The sequence below is a fragment of the Sphingobium sp. FG58 genome, assembly GCF_057809055.1.
The window spans coordinates 62,119-75,128 of record NZ_JBMDJF010000010.1 but is presented as its reverse complement, the minus strand read 5'-3'; the positions used below and the strand labels follow the sequence as shown (position 1 = coordinate 75,128).

The 13,010-nt window shown below is 63.3% G+C and carries 12 protein-coding genes; 10 read left to right on the top strand and 2 right to left on the bottom strand.

Going from position 1 to position 13,010, the window contains the following annotated elements:
* The first annotated feature begins 35 nt into the window (after window positions 1-35).
* From smpB to ACODR8_RS13515, 8 genes are all read left to right on the top strand, one after another.
* Window positions 36-518 (top strand): SsrA-binding protein SmpB, encoded by a 483-nt coding sequence (gene smpB / locus ACODR8_RS13550; protein ID WP_489007734.1) that lies wholly within the window; start codon window positions 36-38, stop codon window positions 516-518.
* Window positions 518-1,114, top strand: coding sequence for a DUF2062 domain-containing protein (locus tag ACODR8_RS13545; protein ID WP_489007733.1), 597 nt, complete (start codon window positions 518-520; stop codon window positions 1,112-1,114). Before smpB ends, ACODR8_RS13545 begins: the two co-directional genes overlap by 1 nt.
* A gap of 45 nt (window positions 1,115-1,159) precedes the next feature.
* Window positions 1,160-3,589 carry a hybrid sensor histidine kinase/response regulator gene (locus ACODR8_RS13540; protein ID WP_489007732.1) on the top strand — a complete coding sequence of 810 codons (2,430 nt, stop codon included), beginning with the start codon at window positions 1,160-1,162 and terminating at the stop codon, window positions 3,587-3,589.
* A gap of 96 nt (window positions 3,590-3,685) precedes the next feature.
* Window positions 3,686-4,042 (top strand): response regulator, encoded by a 357-nt coding sequence (locus ACODR8_RS13535; protein ID WP_489007731.1) that lies wholly within the window; start codon window positions 3,686-3,688, stop codon window positions 4,040-4,042.
* 99 nt (window positions 4,043-4,141) lie between these two features.
* The gene (gene recA / locus ACODR8_RS13530; protein WP_006959190.1) at window positions 4,142-5,215 is read left to right on the top strand and encodes a recombinase RecA; all 1,074 of its coding nucleotides are present in this window, start codon (window positions 4,142-4,144) and stop codon (window positions 5,213-5,215) included.
* 322 nt (window positions 5,216-5,537) lie between these two features.
* Window positions 5,538-6,953, top strand: coding sequence for a helix-turn-helix domain-containing protein (locus tag ACODR8_RS13525; RefSeq protein ID WP_489007730.1), 1,416 nt, complete (start codon window positions 5,538-5,540; stop codon window positions 6,951-6,953).
* 58 nt (window positions 6,954-7,011) lie between these two features.
* Window positions 7,012-7,719, top strand: a complete 708-nt coding sequence (locus ACODR8_RS13520) for a 2OG-Fe dioxygenase family protein (RefSeq protein WP_489007729.1) — start codon at window positions 7,012-7,014, stop codon at window positions 7,717-7,719.
* A gap of 56 nt (window positions 7,720-7,775) precedes the next feature.
* A complete protein-coding gene (locus ACODR8_RS13515) occupies window positions 7,776-8,246 on the top strand; it encodes a response regulator (protein ID WP_489007728.1) in 471 nt (156 codons plus the stop codon).
* Between the two features lie 3 nt (window positions 8,247-8,249).
* Here ACODR8_RS13515 and gor read toward each other — a convergent pair whose 3' ends face one another.
* Window positions 8,250-9,596: a glutathione-disulfide reductase gene (gor, locus tag ACODR8_RS13510; protein WP_489007727.1), complete on the bottom strand. Its 1,347-nt coding sequence runs from the start codon at window positions 9,594-9,596 to the stop codon at window positions 8,250-8,252.
* A gap of 170 nt (window positions 9,597-9,766) precedes the next feature.
* Window positions 9,767-11,272 (bottom strand): glucose-6-phosphate isomerase, encoded by a 1,506-nt coding sequence (gene pgi, locus ACODR8_RS13505; protein ID WP_489007726.1) that lies wholly within the window; start codon window positions 11,270-11,272, stop codon window positions 9,767-9,769.
* 176 nt (window positions 11,273-11,448) lie between these two features.
* Between pgi and lepB the strand changes: the two genes are divergently transcribed.
* Both lepB and rnc read left to right on the top strand, forming a co-directional pair.
* A complete protein-coding gene (gene lepB, locus ACODR8_RS13500; RefSeq protein WP_489007725.1) occupies window positions 11,449-12,288 on the top strand; it encodes a signal peptidase I in 840 nt (279 codons plus the stop codon).
* A complete protein-coding gene (rnc, locus tag ACODR8_RS13495) occupies window positions 12,285-12,956 on the top strand; it encodes a ribonuclease III (RefSeq protein WP_489007724.1) in 672 nt (223 codons plus the stop codon). The genes lepB and rnc overlap by 4 nt, the downstream gene beginning before the upstream one ends.
* Window positions 12,957-13,010: the final 54 nt, after the last annotated feature.

Sequence of the window (13,010 nt, the reverse complement as noted above, 5' to 3'; positions counted from 1 at the left end):
AACGGCAATTTAGATATTTGGTGTTAGATTAATTTATGGCCCGCCCTCGTCCCATAACCTTCGACAAGAAAAAGATCGTCGCCGAAAACCGGCGCGCGCGCTTTGACTATTTTATCGAAGATGTGTTCGAGGCAGGCATCGCCCTGCAGGGGACAGAGGTGAAGGCGCTGCGCGGCGGCGAAGGCTCCATCGCCGAAAGCTATGCCGAGGTGAAGGGCAATCAGGTGTTTCTGGTGAACAGCAACATCCCCGAATATAGCCATGGCAACCGCGAAAATCACGAGCCCAAACGCCCCCGCAAGCTGTTGCTGCATGAGCGGGAGATCCACAAGATGCACAGCGCCGTGTCGCGCCAGGGCATGACGCTGGTGCCGCTGATGGTCTATTTCAACAGCCAGGGTCGCGCCAAGATCGAGCTGGCGCTGGCCAAGGGCAAGCAGAATCACGACAAGCGCGAGACGATCAAGGATCGCGACTGGAAGCGCGACCAGCAGCGCATCATGCGGGACAAGGGCTGATGGACAACCGCCTCAGCCGCTGGTGGCACGCCAATGCGCCGACGCGCGAAAGCCTGGAGCATAACAAGTTCCTCGCCCCCGTCGCCCACCGCGTGCTGGAGCCGTCGCTGTGGCGCTTTACCCGTCGCTCTGTGCCGCGCGGCGTGGCGCTGGGGCTGCTGGTCGGCATCTTCCTGCTGATCCCCGGCGTGCAGATTGCGGGGGCCGCGCTGCTGGCGCTGCCGTTCCGCGCCAATATCCCGGTCGCCGCCGCCATGACCTTCCTGTCCAACCCGGCCACTACCCCGCTGATCCTGTGGCTGTCGGTCTATATCGGCAACTGGATGCTGGGCCGCAGCGCCGACGCATCGGGCTTCATGACGCTGGTCGATCATCATGCCACGATCGGCCAGTGGACCGCCTGGCTGGTGTCCGAAGCCGCGCCCGCCATGCTGCTTGGCCTATCGATCATCTCGGTCGGGGCGGCGATCATCGGCTATGTCATCGCCGACTGGTTCTGGCGTCACCGCATGGGCCGCAAATGGCAGGCGCGCAAATTGAGGATTGGCAAGGTCCATGAAAGCAGCGCATTGGAGAAAGCCGCTTCTGTCCTTTAAGGCAGGCTAGGTCTATTCAGTGTCGATGCAGGGGGAAGGCCGTCCATGGCCGCGCGGGTAAACAGCAATGGGGATGCGTGGCTGACCCAATCGCGATCGGGGCTGGTCCTGCCGCTCCTGCTGCTGGCGGCGGCCCTGTCGGCCGGGCTGGTTTTCTATGCGATTGGCAACTGGTTGCTGGCTGGCGGATTCGCCGCGACCATATTGACCATCGCGGCGCTTATGGCCTGGTATCGCCGGCTCTATCCGCCGCAACTCTCTGACAAGGAAGCGATTCCCGACTGGACCGTCGCCCGCGCCGCCGCCGACGCCTCCAGCATGGCGATTGCGGTGACCGATCGCGCCGGGCGGCTGGTCTGCGCCAGCGATCTGTTTGGCGAATGGTTCCCCGGCTATCCCACGCCCCCCGGCATCACTGGCGACGCAGCGCTGACCGAAAGCCTGTCCGTCGCCGCCCGTGCCGCCTGGCGCGATGGGGAGGCGAAGGTGGGCGGGCTCGTACAGGGCGCGCTCCGACTGGACGTCGAAGTGGTGCGCACCGGCCGGGCGGAGGATTATCTGCTCTGGCGCTTCACCCCGGTGCGCCAGCCCAGCGCGCTGGACGACGTCAACCGCTTCCTGACCGGCGAAGCAGGTCGCCAGATGGGCGAGGCGGGCGTGATGGCGGTGATGATCGGGGGCGAGGGCCGCATCCGCGCCGCCAATGGCGCCTTCCTGCTGCGCGCCGCCGGGCGGATCGACGCCAACATTACCGGCCGGGATTTCGCCAGCCATATGCGGGTGGATGACAAGGGGCGGCTGTTCCTGGCGCGCGAGGAGCAGGGCGGCCTGCCGCTGCGTCTGTTGCAGGTGCCGTTGAAGCGCGCGAGCCAGGGCAATGGCGTATCGGCGCAGGCCAGCGCGCAGGACGGCCCGATGCTGCTGCTGCTGATCGACGAACCGGCGGGCGGCGGCGGCACGTCGGCGCTCTCCTATATCGAAACGCTGCTCTCGCTGCTGCCCTTTGGCCTCGCCATGGCCGACCGCGACGGGCGGGTGCTGTTCGTCAACAATGCCTTTGCGCGGGTGGCGGGCCTGAAACCCGGCGACAAGCCCAGCTATCCCGGCGATCTGGTCGTGCGGGAGGATCAGGCGGCGGTCGCCGACGCGGTGCGGCGCTTTGCCGTCGGCCCGCAAATGTCGGGCGACATTGCAGTCAGGATGCGCGACCAGCCCGACGAACCGATCGCGCTGAGCCTGGCGGGCGTGCGCGGCCTTGGCGAGGCGGCGGTGCTGCTCTCCCTCAAGGATAATAGCGAGGAATCCAAGCTCAAGCGGCAGGTGGCGCAGGCGACCAAGATGCAGGCGATCGGCCAGCTGGCCGGCGGCGTCGCGCATGATTTCAACAATATCCTGACCGCGATCATCGGCCATTGCGACCTGATGCTGATGCGCCATACGCCGGGCGACAGCGATTATGACGACATCCAGCAGATCAAGTCGAACAGCAATCGCGCCGCGGGGCTGACCCGGCAATTGCTCGCCTTCTCGCGCCAGCAGACATTGCGGCCGCAGATATTGCAGCTGCCGGACATTGTCGCGGACGTCTCCAATCTTTTGAAGCGCCTGCTCGGCGAAAATGTGAAGCTGGACGTCAGCCATGGCCGCAATCTGGGCGCGGTGCGCGCGGATCCCGGCCAGCTGGAGCAGGTGATCGTCAATCTGGCGGTCAATGCCCGCGACGCCATGCCCGAAGGCGGCACGCTCAATATCCAGACCTATGGCGTCCCCGCGATCAAGGTGCGCGAAATGCGCCAGCAGATATTGCCCGTGGGCGACTATACCGCACTGCGCGTGTCAGACACCGGGCTTGGCATCCCGCCCGACATATTGGCCAAGATTTTCGAGCCCTTCTTCACGACCAAGGAACTGGGCAAGGGGACGGGCCTTGGCCTTTCCACCGTCTATGGCATCGTCAAGCAATCGGGCGGCTATATCTTCGCCGAATCCGAAACGGGGCGCGGGGCCAGCTTCGTCATCTACCTGCCGGTCTATGCCGGGTCCGATGCGAAGGATGTCGCCCCGGTCAAGCCGCCGGTCAAGCGCAGCGAGACATGGGGGACCGGCACGGTGCTGCTGGTGGAGGATGAGGATATGGTCCGCGCCGTCGCCGAACGGGCGCTGGTGCGGCAGGGCTACACCGTGCTGACCGCCAGCGACGGCGAACAGGGGCTGGAGGTGCTGGCCGGGAACGTCGCGATCGACCTGCTGATCTCTGACGTGGTGATGCCCAATATGGACGGTCCCGCCATGGTGGCGCAAGCGCGTCGCGCTTTCCCCGACCTGCCGGTCCTGTTCATGTCCGGCTATGCCGAGGAGCAGCTGCGCAAGTCGATCGACATCGCCAACGTCGCCTTCCTGCCCAAGCCTTTCTCGGTCAACCAGCTGGCCGAAGCGGCGCGCGACGCGCTGGCTATGCGGCCCGTGGCGGAATGACCCCCCAATAACTTGCGCTCGATCAAGGTGATTATCCTGTCCATTCCCGTAACGATGGGTTAGCGCAGGCGCGTATCAACAGGGGATCGCCAGGGCATGTCGGGTGGCAAGAGCATTTTGATCGTCGAAGATGAAGCGATGATCGGCATGATGCTGGAGGATTATCTCGACGCGCTGGGTTACCGCTTGCACGCGGTCGCCGCCTCGGTCGACGAAGCCTGCGCCCATGCCCGCGACGGTGGCTTTGACGCGGCCCTGCTCGACTGCAATTTGCAGGGCGAGAAAAGCTGGCCCGTCGCCGACATATTGGTGCAGAAGGGCGTGCCTTTCGTCTTTGCGACCGGCGGCATGGCCGACGATCTGCCATCCCATCATGCCGATCGGCCGACGCTGGCCAAGCCCTTCACGATCGGCGCGGTCGAGCGGGCCTTGGGAAAAATATTGGGCGAATAGGAAATTTCCGTTCCCCCCTTGTTCTACTAGAACAAACAGGATACATCATCGCCAGGCGTCGAGAGAATCGGCGCAGTCCGCTTGACAGGGAATAGGCCGATGTCCGCTATGCTCACACTCATCGATTCCAAGAAGAACGGGACTATGGACAGACAAAAAGCATTGGACGCCGCGCTCGCCCAGATCGACCGGGCATTTGGCAAAGGCTCTGCGATGAAGCTGGGCAGCCGGGAGAAGCTGGAGATTGAAGCCATCTCCAGCGGATCGCTGGGCCTCGACATTGCGCTGGGCATTGGCGGCCTGCCCAAGGGGCGGATCATCGAGATTTACGGCCCGGAAAGCTCAGGCAAGACGACGCTGGCGCTCCATGTCATCGCCGAAGCGCAGAAGGGCGGCGGCACCGCGGCCTTCGTGGACGCCGAACATGCGCTCGATCCGGGCTATGCCAAGAAATTGGGCGTCGACATTGACGAACTGATCGTGTCGCAGCCCGACACGGGCGAACAGGCGCTGGAAATCGTCGATACGCTGGTGCGCTCCAACGCCATCGACGTGCTGGTGATCGACTCGGTCGCCGCGCTGGTGCCGCGCGCGGAAATTGAAGGCGAGATGGGCGACAGCCATGTCGGCCTTCAGGCGCGCCTCATGAGCCAGGCGCTGCGCAAGCTGACCGGCTCGATCTCGCGCTCCAAATGCATGGTGATCTTCATCAACCAGGTGCGCATGAAGATCGGCGTGATGTACGGTAACCCGGAAACCACGACCGGCGGCAACGCGCTCAAATTCTATGCTTCGGTTCGCCTCGACATTCGCCGCACCGGTCAGATCAAGGATCGCGAGGATATTGTCGGCAACGCGACCCGCGTGAAGGTGGTCAAGAACAAGGTCGCCCCGCCGTTCAAGCAGGTCGAATTCGACATCATGTATGGTGAGGGTATCTCCAAGATCGGCGAGATTCTCGACCTGGGCGTCAAGGCCGGGATCGTCGAGAAGTCGGGCGCCTGGTTCTCCTACGACTCGGTCCGCATCGGCCAGGGTCGTGAAAACGCCAAGACATTTCTGAAAACGCATCCTGAAATGGCGGACCGTCTCGAAAAGGCGATCCGGGGCAAGACCGATGTGGTCGCCGAAGCGTTGATGGCCGGACCCGAAGCGGAGGATGATGACGAATAAGCGCAGACGCCTGTCCGGCCGGATCAGCCGGAACAGCCTCTGACGCGGCTCGTCCGCCTCTCGCTTCACGCACTGAAAAGGCCCGCCGCGTAACCCTTGCGCAGCGGGCCTTTTACCGTCCTGGTCCAGCGCCAAGGACTTTCCGATAGGATCAGGCTAGCGCAAGATTATATCCGATTTACCGGGAAATATGCGAAGTTAAGCGTGATCATGTCAGCTTGATCCGTTCGTTTCGAGCGAAGTCGAGAAACGTGCCACACCGGTTTCTCGACTTCGCTCGAAACGAACGGCGGTTGGGTTAGACAAAAGACAGGCAACCACCATGGCACGCGGCAATCGTATCTTTGCAGGACCAAGGCTGCGCCAGTTGCGGCTGGACCATCGCATGGACCAGGCGACGATGGCGCAGGCGCTGGGCATATCCGTGTCCTACCTGTCCCAGATGGAAAATGACGATCGCCCCCTGACCGCCAAGGTCAAGGCCGCGCTCGCCAATGCCTTTCCGACCGACTGGGCGAGTTTCGACGCGCGGGAGGATGAGCAGATGCTCGGCGCCTTCACCTTCGCGCTCAGCCATCCCGAACTGCCCGGCGTCGCGCTGGAGCCGGAGCGGATCGAGAAATTGCACCTGCAATTCCCCGAATTCGCGGCCCGCTATCTCGACCTCTACAACGCCCATATCCGCGCCAATGAACGCATCAACATGATCGAGGAAGCGATCGCCAATGACAGCACGGTGCAGGCGCGGCTGCCGTGGGAGGCTGCGCGCGACTGGTTTCATGAGGCGGGCAATTATGTCCATATCATCGACTGCCTGGCCGAGGATATGGCCGCCAGCTTCACCGCCGGTCAGGCGCTGGACGAAGGGATGCTGGTCGAGGCGCTGGCGCGGCGACACGGCATCGAAACGCTGATCGCCGACACGCCCGATAGCGCGCTGCGATCCTATAGCAGCGTCACGCGCAAGCTGTTCGTCAACGCGGCGCTGCCGACCGAAAGTCGCAAATTCATGCTCGCCCACCAGTTGATGATGCTGGAGGGACAGGCGGTGATCGCCGATGTCGTGACCAAGGCCGCCCTGCCCGTTCCCGGCGCGGACCGGCTTCTGGCGATCGGCCTTGGCAATTATGCGGCCGGCGCGCTGCTGATGCCCTATGCGCCGTTTCGGGAAGCAGCGCGAGTGATGCGTCACGATATCGACCGGCTCGCGCGCACGTTCGGCGTAAGTTTCGAGCAGGCCTGCCATCGCCTCTCCACCCTGCAACGGCCCGGCTTGCGCGGCATTCCCTTCTTCTTCTGCCGCGTCGATATGGCGGGTAACATCACCAAGCGCCACAGCGCCACCCGGCTGCAATTCGCCCGCTTCGGCGGAGCCTGCCCGCTGTGGAATGTTCATGAAGCCGTCGCCATCCCCGACCGGATCAACGTGCAACTGGGCGAAACGCCCGATGGCGTGCGCTATGTGTCGATGGCTAAGGGGCTGGTGAAACCATCGGGCAGCTACAGCCGCACCCCGCGCCGCTTTGCCGTGGTGCTGGGGTGCGAGACCGCCCATGCCGCCAACTTCGTCTATGCCGACGGGCTGCGGCTGGAGGATGAGGGTGCGGCGACACCGATCGGCATCACCTGCCGCCTCTGTTCGCGCCAAAGCTGTGACCAGCGCGCCTTCCCGCCCGCCGACCGGCCGATCCATGTCGACCCGGACAATCGTCAGATCGTCCCCTACTGGATCGGGTGAAGCCAGCCTGCGGAAAGCGGCCCTGTCGCTCGTTTCGGATGGGCATTAGGGAGGCACGATGACCGATAGCGCGCTGATCGACCCGGTAACTGACGCCCTCGCGACGACTGGCTATGCACGCCTGTCGGGCGAAGAAAGTTTCGCGCAACTGGGCATCGATGCGGCGGACTGGCGCGCTTTCGCCGACAGCTGGAACGATCTGGGGCCGGACCTCTATATGGCCGATGGCGGACGCTATCGCCGCCGCCGCCATGCGACCTTTCGCTGTGAGGATGGTGCCTTCACGCGCCAGCCGCACCAGCCCCATTATCAGAGCCGCGACTATAATGCGCTGAATGGCGATGTGCAGCGCTGGTTCGATCCGGTCGAGCAGGCCACGGTCGACAATCCGGTCTGCCAAGCGATCTTCGCCTTTTGCGCCGCCCATTTCCCGATGAGCGGCCCCGCTCATGTCGAAATGCATCAATTCCGTATCGAGGCAAAGCCCGGCGAAGTCGGTCGCCCGACACCCGAAGGCCTGCACCGCGACGGGGTGGATCATGTGTTCGTGATGCTGATCGAGCGGCGCAATGTGCGCGAAGGCGTGACCCGCATCGGCGCGCCCGACGGCACGGCCCAGGGTGAATTCATGCTGGCGCAGGCGGGTGACGCGATGCTGATCGACGATCGGCGGATATTGCATGGGGTTACGGAAATCCACGCGGTGGATGTCGCACAACCGGCCTGGCGCGATGCGCTGGTGGTGACCTTTGCGGCTGTCGGATAGCCGGGATTAACCATGTTTGGAAACGGCTGATTGAGTCCGACCTGCGATGGCGAGATATGGAAACGCTCAAGATACTGATCGTCGATGATTCCCTCACCATCCGGGCGATGCTGGAGGAAATACTGGCGCGTGATGTGCATTTCGAGATTTGCGGCATGGCGTCCAGCGGCGACGAAGCGCTGGCCATGGCCAATCGTACCCTGCCCGATGTCATCCTCCTGGATCTGGGCCTTCCGGGGATAAATGGCATCGAATTTCTCGATGCGATCCATGACCATTGGCACAAAATGCATGTGATCGTGGTGTCGTCGTCCGCCGTGAAAAATTCGACCCAGTGTCAGGAAGCGTTCGACCATGGCGCGGAAGCCTGCTTCAACAAGGCGCGGATCGTCCAGGCAAGTTCGGAACTCACCGCCCTGATCGAAGAAGTCGCCAGGGAGCGTTTTCGTCGCAACAGTCACAAGGGCGACGCGGTCACGCTGCCACCGCGCGTGACCGCGACGACCGAATCCACCACGCCACAATAACGCCTATTTGAGCAGCACCAGCTCTTCCGCCATGCTCGGATGCAGCGCCACCGTGTCATCGAAATCCTGCTTGGTCAGTCCCGCCTTCACCGCGATGGCGGCGGCCTGCAATATCTCCGGCGCGTCGGGACCGATCATGTGCAGGCCCACCACCCGGTCGGTCGTCGCATCCACGATCATCTTGTAAAGCGCCCGCTCCTCGCGCCCCGCCAGCACATATTTCATCGGGCGGAAGTCGGACGTATAGACTTTCACCGTCCCCAGCTTGTTCTTCGCCTGAGCCTCGGTCATGCCGACACCGGCGAGAGGCGGGTGGCTGAACACGGCGGACGGCACGCAGTCATAATCGACCGTGCGCGGGTTCCCCCCAAACACCGTGTCGGCAAAGGCATGGCCCTCACGGATCGCCACCGGGGTCAGTTGCAGCCGGTCGGTGACGTCGCCCACGGCATAGATGCTTTCGCAACTGGTCTTGTTATAGTCATCGACCTTGATCGCGCCCTTGTCGTCCAGATCGACGCCTGCGCTGTCCAGCCCCAGCCCGTCGACATTGGGCTTGCGCCCGGTCGCGAACAGGATGACATCGGCGGCCACCGGATCACCCGACTGGAAGTGGACGCACAGCGTGCCATCCTCGGTCTTTTCGATCCGCTCCATCTGCGCATTGAAGCGGAAATTGATGCCCTTGCTCATCGAAATCTGGAGCAGCCGGTCGCGTATCTGTTCGTCATAGCCGCGCAGCAAAGTGCCGGACCGGTTGACGATCGTCACATGGCTGCCGAACTGGTGGAAGATACCGGCAAATTCATTGGCGATATAGCCGCCGCCGACGATGACGATGCGCTTGGGACATTCGTCCAGATGAAACACCTCGTTGGAGGTGATGCCATGTTCCGCGCCTTCAATCTCCGGCATGATCGGCCAGGCGCCGGTCGCGACGAGGATATATTTGGCGGTGACTTCCCGCCCGCTCGCCAGCTTCACGCTGTGCGGTCCGGTCACGACCGCGCGTTCGGGGATCATCTCGACCTTATGGCTATTGAGCGTATTCTTGTAGAGACCCTCCAGCCGATCGACCTCGCCCAGCACATTGTCGCGCAGCGTGGTCCATTCAAAGCCGCAGTCGGGGACATTCCAGCCAAAGCGGCGCGCATCCTTCAGATCCTCGGCGAAATGCGCGCCGTAGATGAGCAGCTTTTTTGGCACGCAGCCGCGAATGACGCAGGTGCCGCCGACGCGAAATTCCTCGGCCACCGCAACCTTCGCCCCATGCGCCGCCGCCACGCGCGACGCACGCACGCCGCCCGATCCTGCACCGATGACGAAAAGGTCGAAATCAAACTCGCTCATGCCTGGCCTCCGATTGGGTGCGGGGGATATGGCGGTTGGGCGCGGGAGTTACAAACGGGAATCTTGCTGCTGGTAGCCAAACCACCTCCGTTCGCTTCGAGCGTGTCGAGAAGCGTGCAGCGCCGCTTCAGTGTTTCTCGACTGCGCTCGAAACGAACGGCTGTAATGATTTATTCCGCCCCCAGCGCAATCTCGATCAGCGCCATGGTCGATGGATCAAAGCCTACCGCCCCGTCGGTCTCGATCGACTTGGCAATCTCCTTGCCTAGCTCCACGCCGAACTGGTCGAACGGGTTGATCCCCATCAGCACCGCATTGGCAAAGGTGCGATGCTCGTAAAAGGCGATCAGCGCGCCCAGCGCGTGCGGGGTCACATCACCCATCAGGATGGTGGTGGACGGACGATTGCCGGGATAGGCGCGCGCGGGATCGGCAGCATTATCCTTGCCGCGCATCAGCGCCGCCCCCTGCGCGAAGCAGTTGACCAGCAGGGCGCGGTGATGCGCCGGGTCCAGCGCATGGCCCGGCTCGATCGACGCGATAAACTCGACCGGCGTGATGATCGTCCCCTGATGCAGCAGCTGGAACACGGCATGTTGCGCGTCCGTCCCTACCCCGCCCCAGGTGATCGGCGCGGTCGGGCCATCGACCGGCGATCCGTCCAGCTTCACCGCCTTGCCATTGCTCTCCATCTCAAGCTGCTGGAGATAGGATGGCAGCAGCGCCAGCCGCTCGTCATAGGCGAATACGGCGCGGGTCTGGCAGCCCAGCACACGCGCATAATATTGGTCGGCAAAGGCCGCGATCAGCGGGATATTCTGGGCTGGATCGGTCAGGCGGAAATGACGGTCCATCTCTGCCGCGCCCTCCAGCAGGCTTTCAAACGCATCCCAGCCCAGCGCCAGCGCGGCGGGAAAGCCGATCGAGGACCAGAGCGAATAACGCCCGCCCACGGACTCGGCAAAGGGCAGGATGCGGGTTTCATCGACGCCCCATTCCATCGCCCGGTCAGGCGCGGCAGTCAGCGCGACGACGCGGCCATAGGGATCATCCACCCCGCCCTCGACCATCCAGTTGATCGCGCTCGCCGCGTTCAACATGGTTTCGCTGGTGGTGAAGGTCTTGGAGGCGATCGCGATCAGCGTCGCATGGGGATCGAACCCCTCGATCGCCCGCTCCAGCGCGGTGCCATCGACATTGGACACGATCGCCACGTCATAACGCACCCCGTCGCCGTCCAGCGCATCGACGATCAGGTCGGGGCCAAGCGCCGACCCGCCAATGCCGATATGCAATATATGGCGAATCTCGCCCAGCGCCCCGGCTTCGATCGCGTCGATCAGGCCGCGCATCCGGTTATGCAGCATCTTGGCATGGGCAACGCTGTCGGGGTTCCCCTCTCCGCGCTCGGCGGGATGTTCGGCGGCGCGGCCTTCGGTGTTGTTCACCGCCTCGCCCGCAAACAGCGCGTCGCGCCGCCGGGCAAAGCCCTGCTCGTCCGCCAGCGCCAGAAATCCGGTCATCAGATCATCGGTCAAATGGGTCTTGGACCAGTCGAACCGGATCGGTCCCTGGGTCAGCACCAGCTTGGACAGGCGATCGGGATCGGTCGTGAAAATCGACTTGAGGTCGGCTTGCGGCAGGGCGGCGATGGCCGCCAGTGCAGGACTCGGCATGGAATATCCTCTTCGATGAAATCGAAACCGGCGCTGCACCTGCCGATTCTTGGCCTCTTTAGCCAATGTTTCGACCAATTGCATCGGTCAGGACGCGCTTGACGTGTCAGGGCGCAAGCCTCAAAAGCCGCGACGGCCGCCTTATCGGCGATTTCACAGGGATAGAACGACCACCCATGACTGCAAAATCGGAAACGCGGGACTTTATCTGGTTCCTCGCCAGGCTGGGCCTGTTCGTCTTTGTGCTGCGCAGTTTCATCATTTCGCCGTTCAATATCCCGTCGGAATCGATGCAGCCGCGCCTGTTGATCGGCGATTATCTGCTGGTCGCCAAATGGCCCTATGGCTATTCGCGCTATTCGCTGCCCTTCAGTATCCCGCTGATCCCCGGCCGCATTTTCGCGTCCACCCCCAACCGGGGCGATGTTGTGGTGTTTAAGGCACCGCCGAGCCAGAGGAACGACTATATCAAGCGGGTGATCGGCCTGCCCGGTGACATGATCGCCGTGCGCGGCGGCACCGTTTACCTCAACGGCGCGGCCATCCCCAAGCAGAAGGTAGCCGACCTCGTCATTCCGGTGACGCGGAACATGACCGATGCGGCGGCCAAGGAAGGCGCGGAATCCCCCTGCTATCGCCCCGATTTCGAGGAAGCCGCACCCGGCGGTGGCAAGCAGTGCCGCTATCCGCAATATCGCGAAACCCTGCCAGCGACCAAGGATGCGCCCGCGAAAAGCTATAATGTCCTCGACCTCGTGCCGGACGGCGCGGCGGATGATCGCGACACGGTGCTGGTGCCGCAGGGCCATTTGTTCATGATGGGCGACAATCGCGATCGCAGCGCCGACAGCCGCTTCCCGGCGGTCGATGGCGGTGGTATTGGCCTCGTTCCCGAAGAAAATCTGGTGGGTAAGGCGATGATCTCGGTATTTTCGACCGATGGCAGCGCCAACTGGCTGCTGCCCTGGACCTGGTTCTCGGCTGCGCGCTGGAACCGGATCGGGGAAGGCTTTTGACTAAACCCGACACGGCGGGCTGGCTGGCGGCGCTGATCGGGCGTCCACCACGCGATCCTGCGCCGTTCCAGCAGGCGCTCACCCATGGCAGCGCCAATCCGTTGAATTATGAGCGGCTGGAATTTCTGGGCGACCGGGTGCTGGGGCTGCTGGTATCCGAATGGGTGTTCGAGCGCTTTTCTGGCGAACCCGAAGGTAAATTGTCGCGCCGCTTCAATGCGCTGGTATCAGGCGAAACCTGCGCAGAGGTGGCGCGGGCCGCGGGCGTCCCCACCCATCTGGTGCTGGGCAAGCAGGCGCGCGACGATGGCGCGGCCAATAGCGACAATGTGCTGGGCGACGTCATGGAGGCGCTGATCGGCGCGCTCTATCTGGAGGCGGGGCTGGAGGAAGCGCGCACGTTGGTGCGCCGCCTCTGGGCCGACCGGGTGGACACCCAGACCGCCGCCCCCCGCCATCCCAAATCCGCTTTGCAGGAATGGGCCGCCGCCAACAAGCGCAAGCCCCCCGAATATGAAGTCAAGGACCGCTCCGGCCCCCACCATGCGCTGCGCTTCGTCGTATCGGTGACGATAAAGGGCGCGGGCGAAGCCAGCGCGAGCGGCGGATCGAAACAGGAAGCCGAGACAGCGGCAGCGGCGGCGTTGCTGGAGAAGCTGACGGGGTAGTGCCAGCTTTCGCTTAAGGCATAATAGGCCTACACATCATCGTCATCCCGGCGA

Excerpts from the sequence above, each read along its gene's own strand:
- ACODR8_RS13515 (WP_489007728.1), top strand. The coding sequence starts at position 7,776 with ATGGAAACGCTCAAGATACTGATCGTCGATGATTCCCTCACCATCCGG.
- ACODR8_RS13520 (WP_489007729.1), top strand. The coding sequence starts at position 7,012 with ATGACCGATAGCGCGCTGATCGACCCGGTAACTGACGCCCTCGCGACG.
- ACODR8_RS13535 (WP_489007731.1), top strand. The coding sequence starts at position 3,686 with ATGTCGGGTGGCAAGAGCATTTTGATCGTCGAAGATGAAGCGATGATC.
- gor (WP_489007727.1), bottom strand. The coding sequence starts at position 9,596 with ATGAGCGAGTTTGATTTCGACCTTTTCGTCATCGGTGCAGGATCGGGC.
- pgi (WP_489007726.1), bottom strand. The coding sequence starts at position 11,272 with ATGCCGAGTCCTGCACTGGCGGCCATCGCCGCCCTGCCGCAAGCCGAC.
- ACODR8_RS13525 (WP_489007730.1), top strand. The coding sequence starts at position 5,538 with ATGGCACGCGGCAATCGTATCTTTGCAGGACCAAGGCTGCGCCAGTTG.
- lepB (WP_489007725.1), top strand. The coding sequence starts at position 11,449 with ATGACTGCAAAATCGGAAACGCGGGACTTTATCTGGTTCCTCGCCAGG.
- ACODR8_RS13540 (WP_489007732.1), top strand. The coding sequence starts at position 1,160 with ATGGCCGCGCGGGTAAACAGCAATGGGGATGCGTGGCTGACCCAATCG.
- recA (WP_006959190.1), top strand. The coding sequence starts at position 4,142 with ATGTCCGCTATGCTCACACTCATCGATTCCAAGAAGAACGGGACTATG.
- smpB (WP_489007734.1), top strand. The coding sequence starts at position 36 with ATGGCCCGCCCTCGTCCCATAACCTTCGACAAGAAAAAGATCGTCGCC.
- ACODR8_RS13545 (WP_489007733.1), top strand. The coding sequence starts at position 518 with ATGGACAACCGCCTCAGCCGCTGGTGGCACGCCAATGCGCCGACGCGC.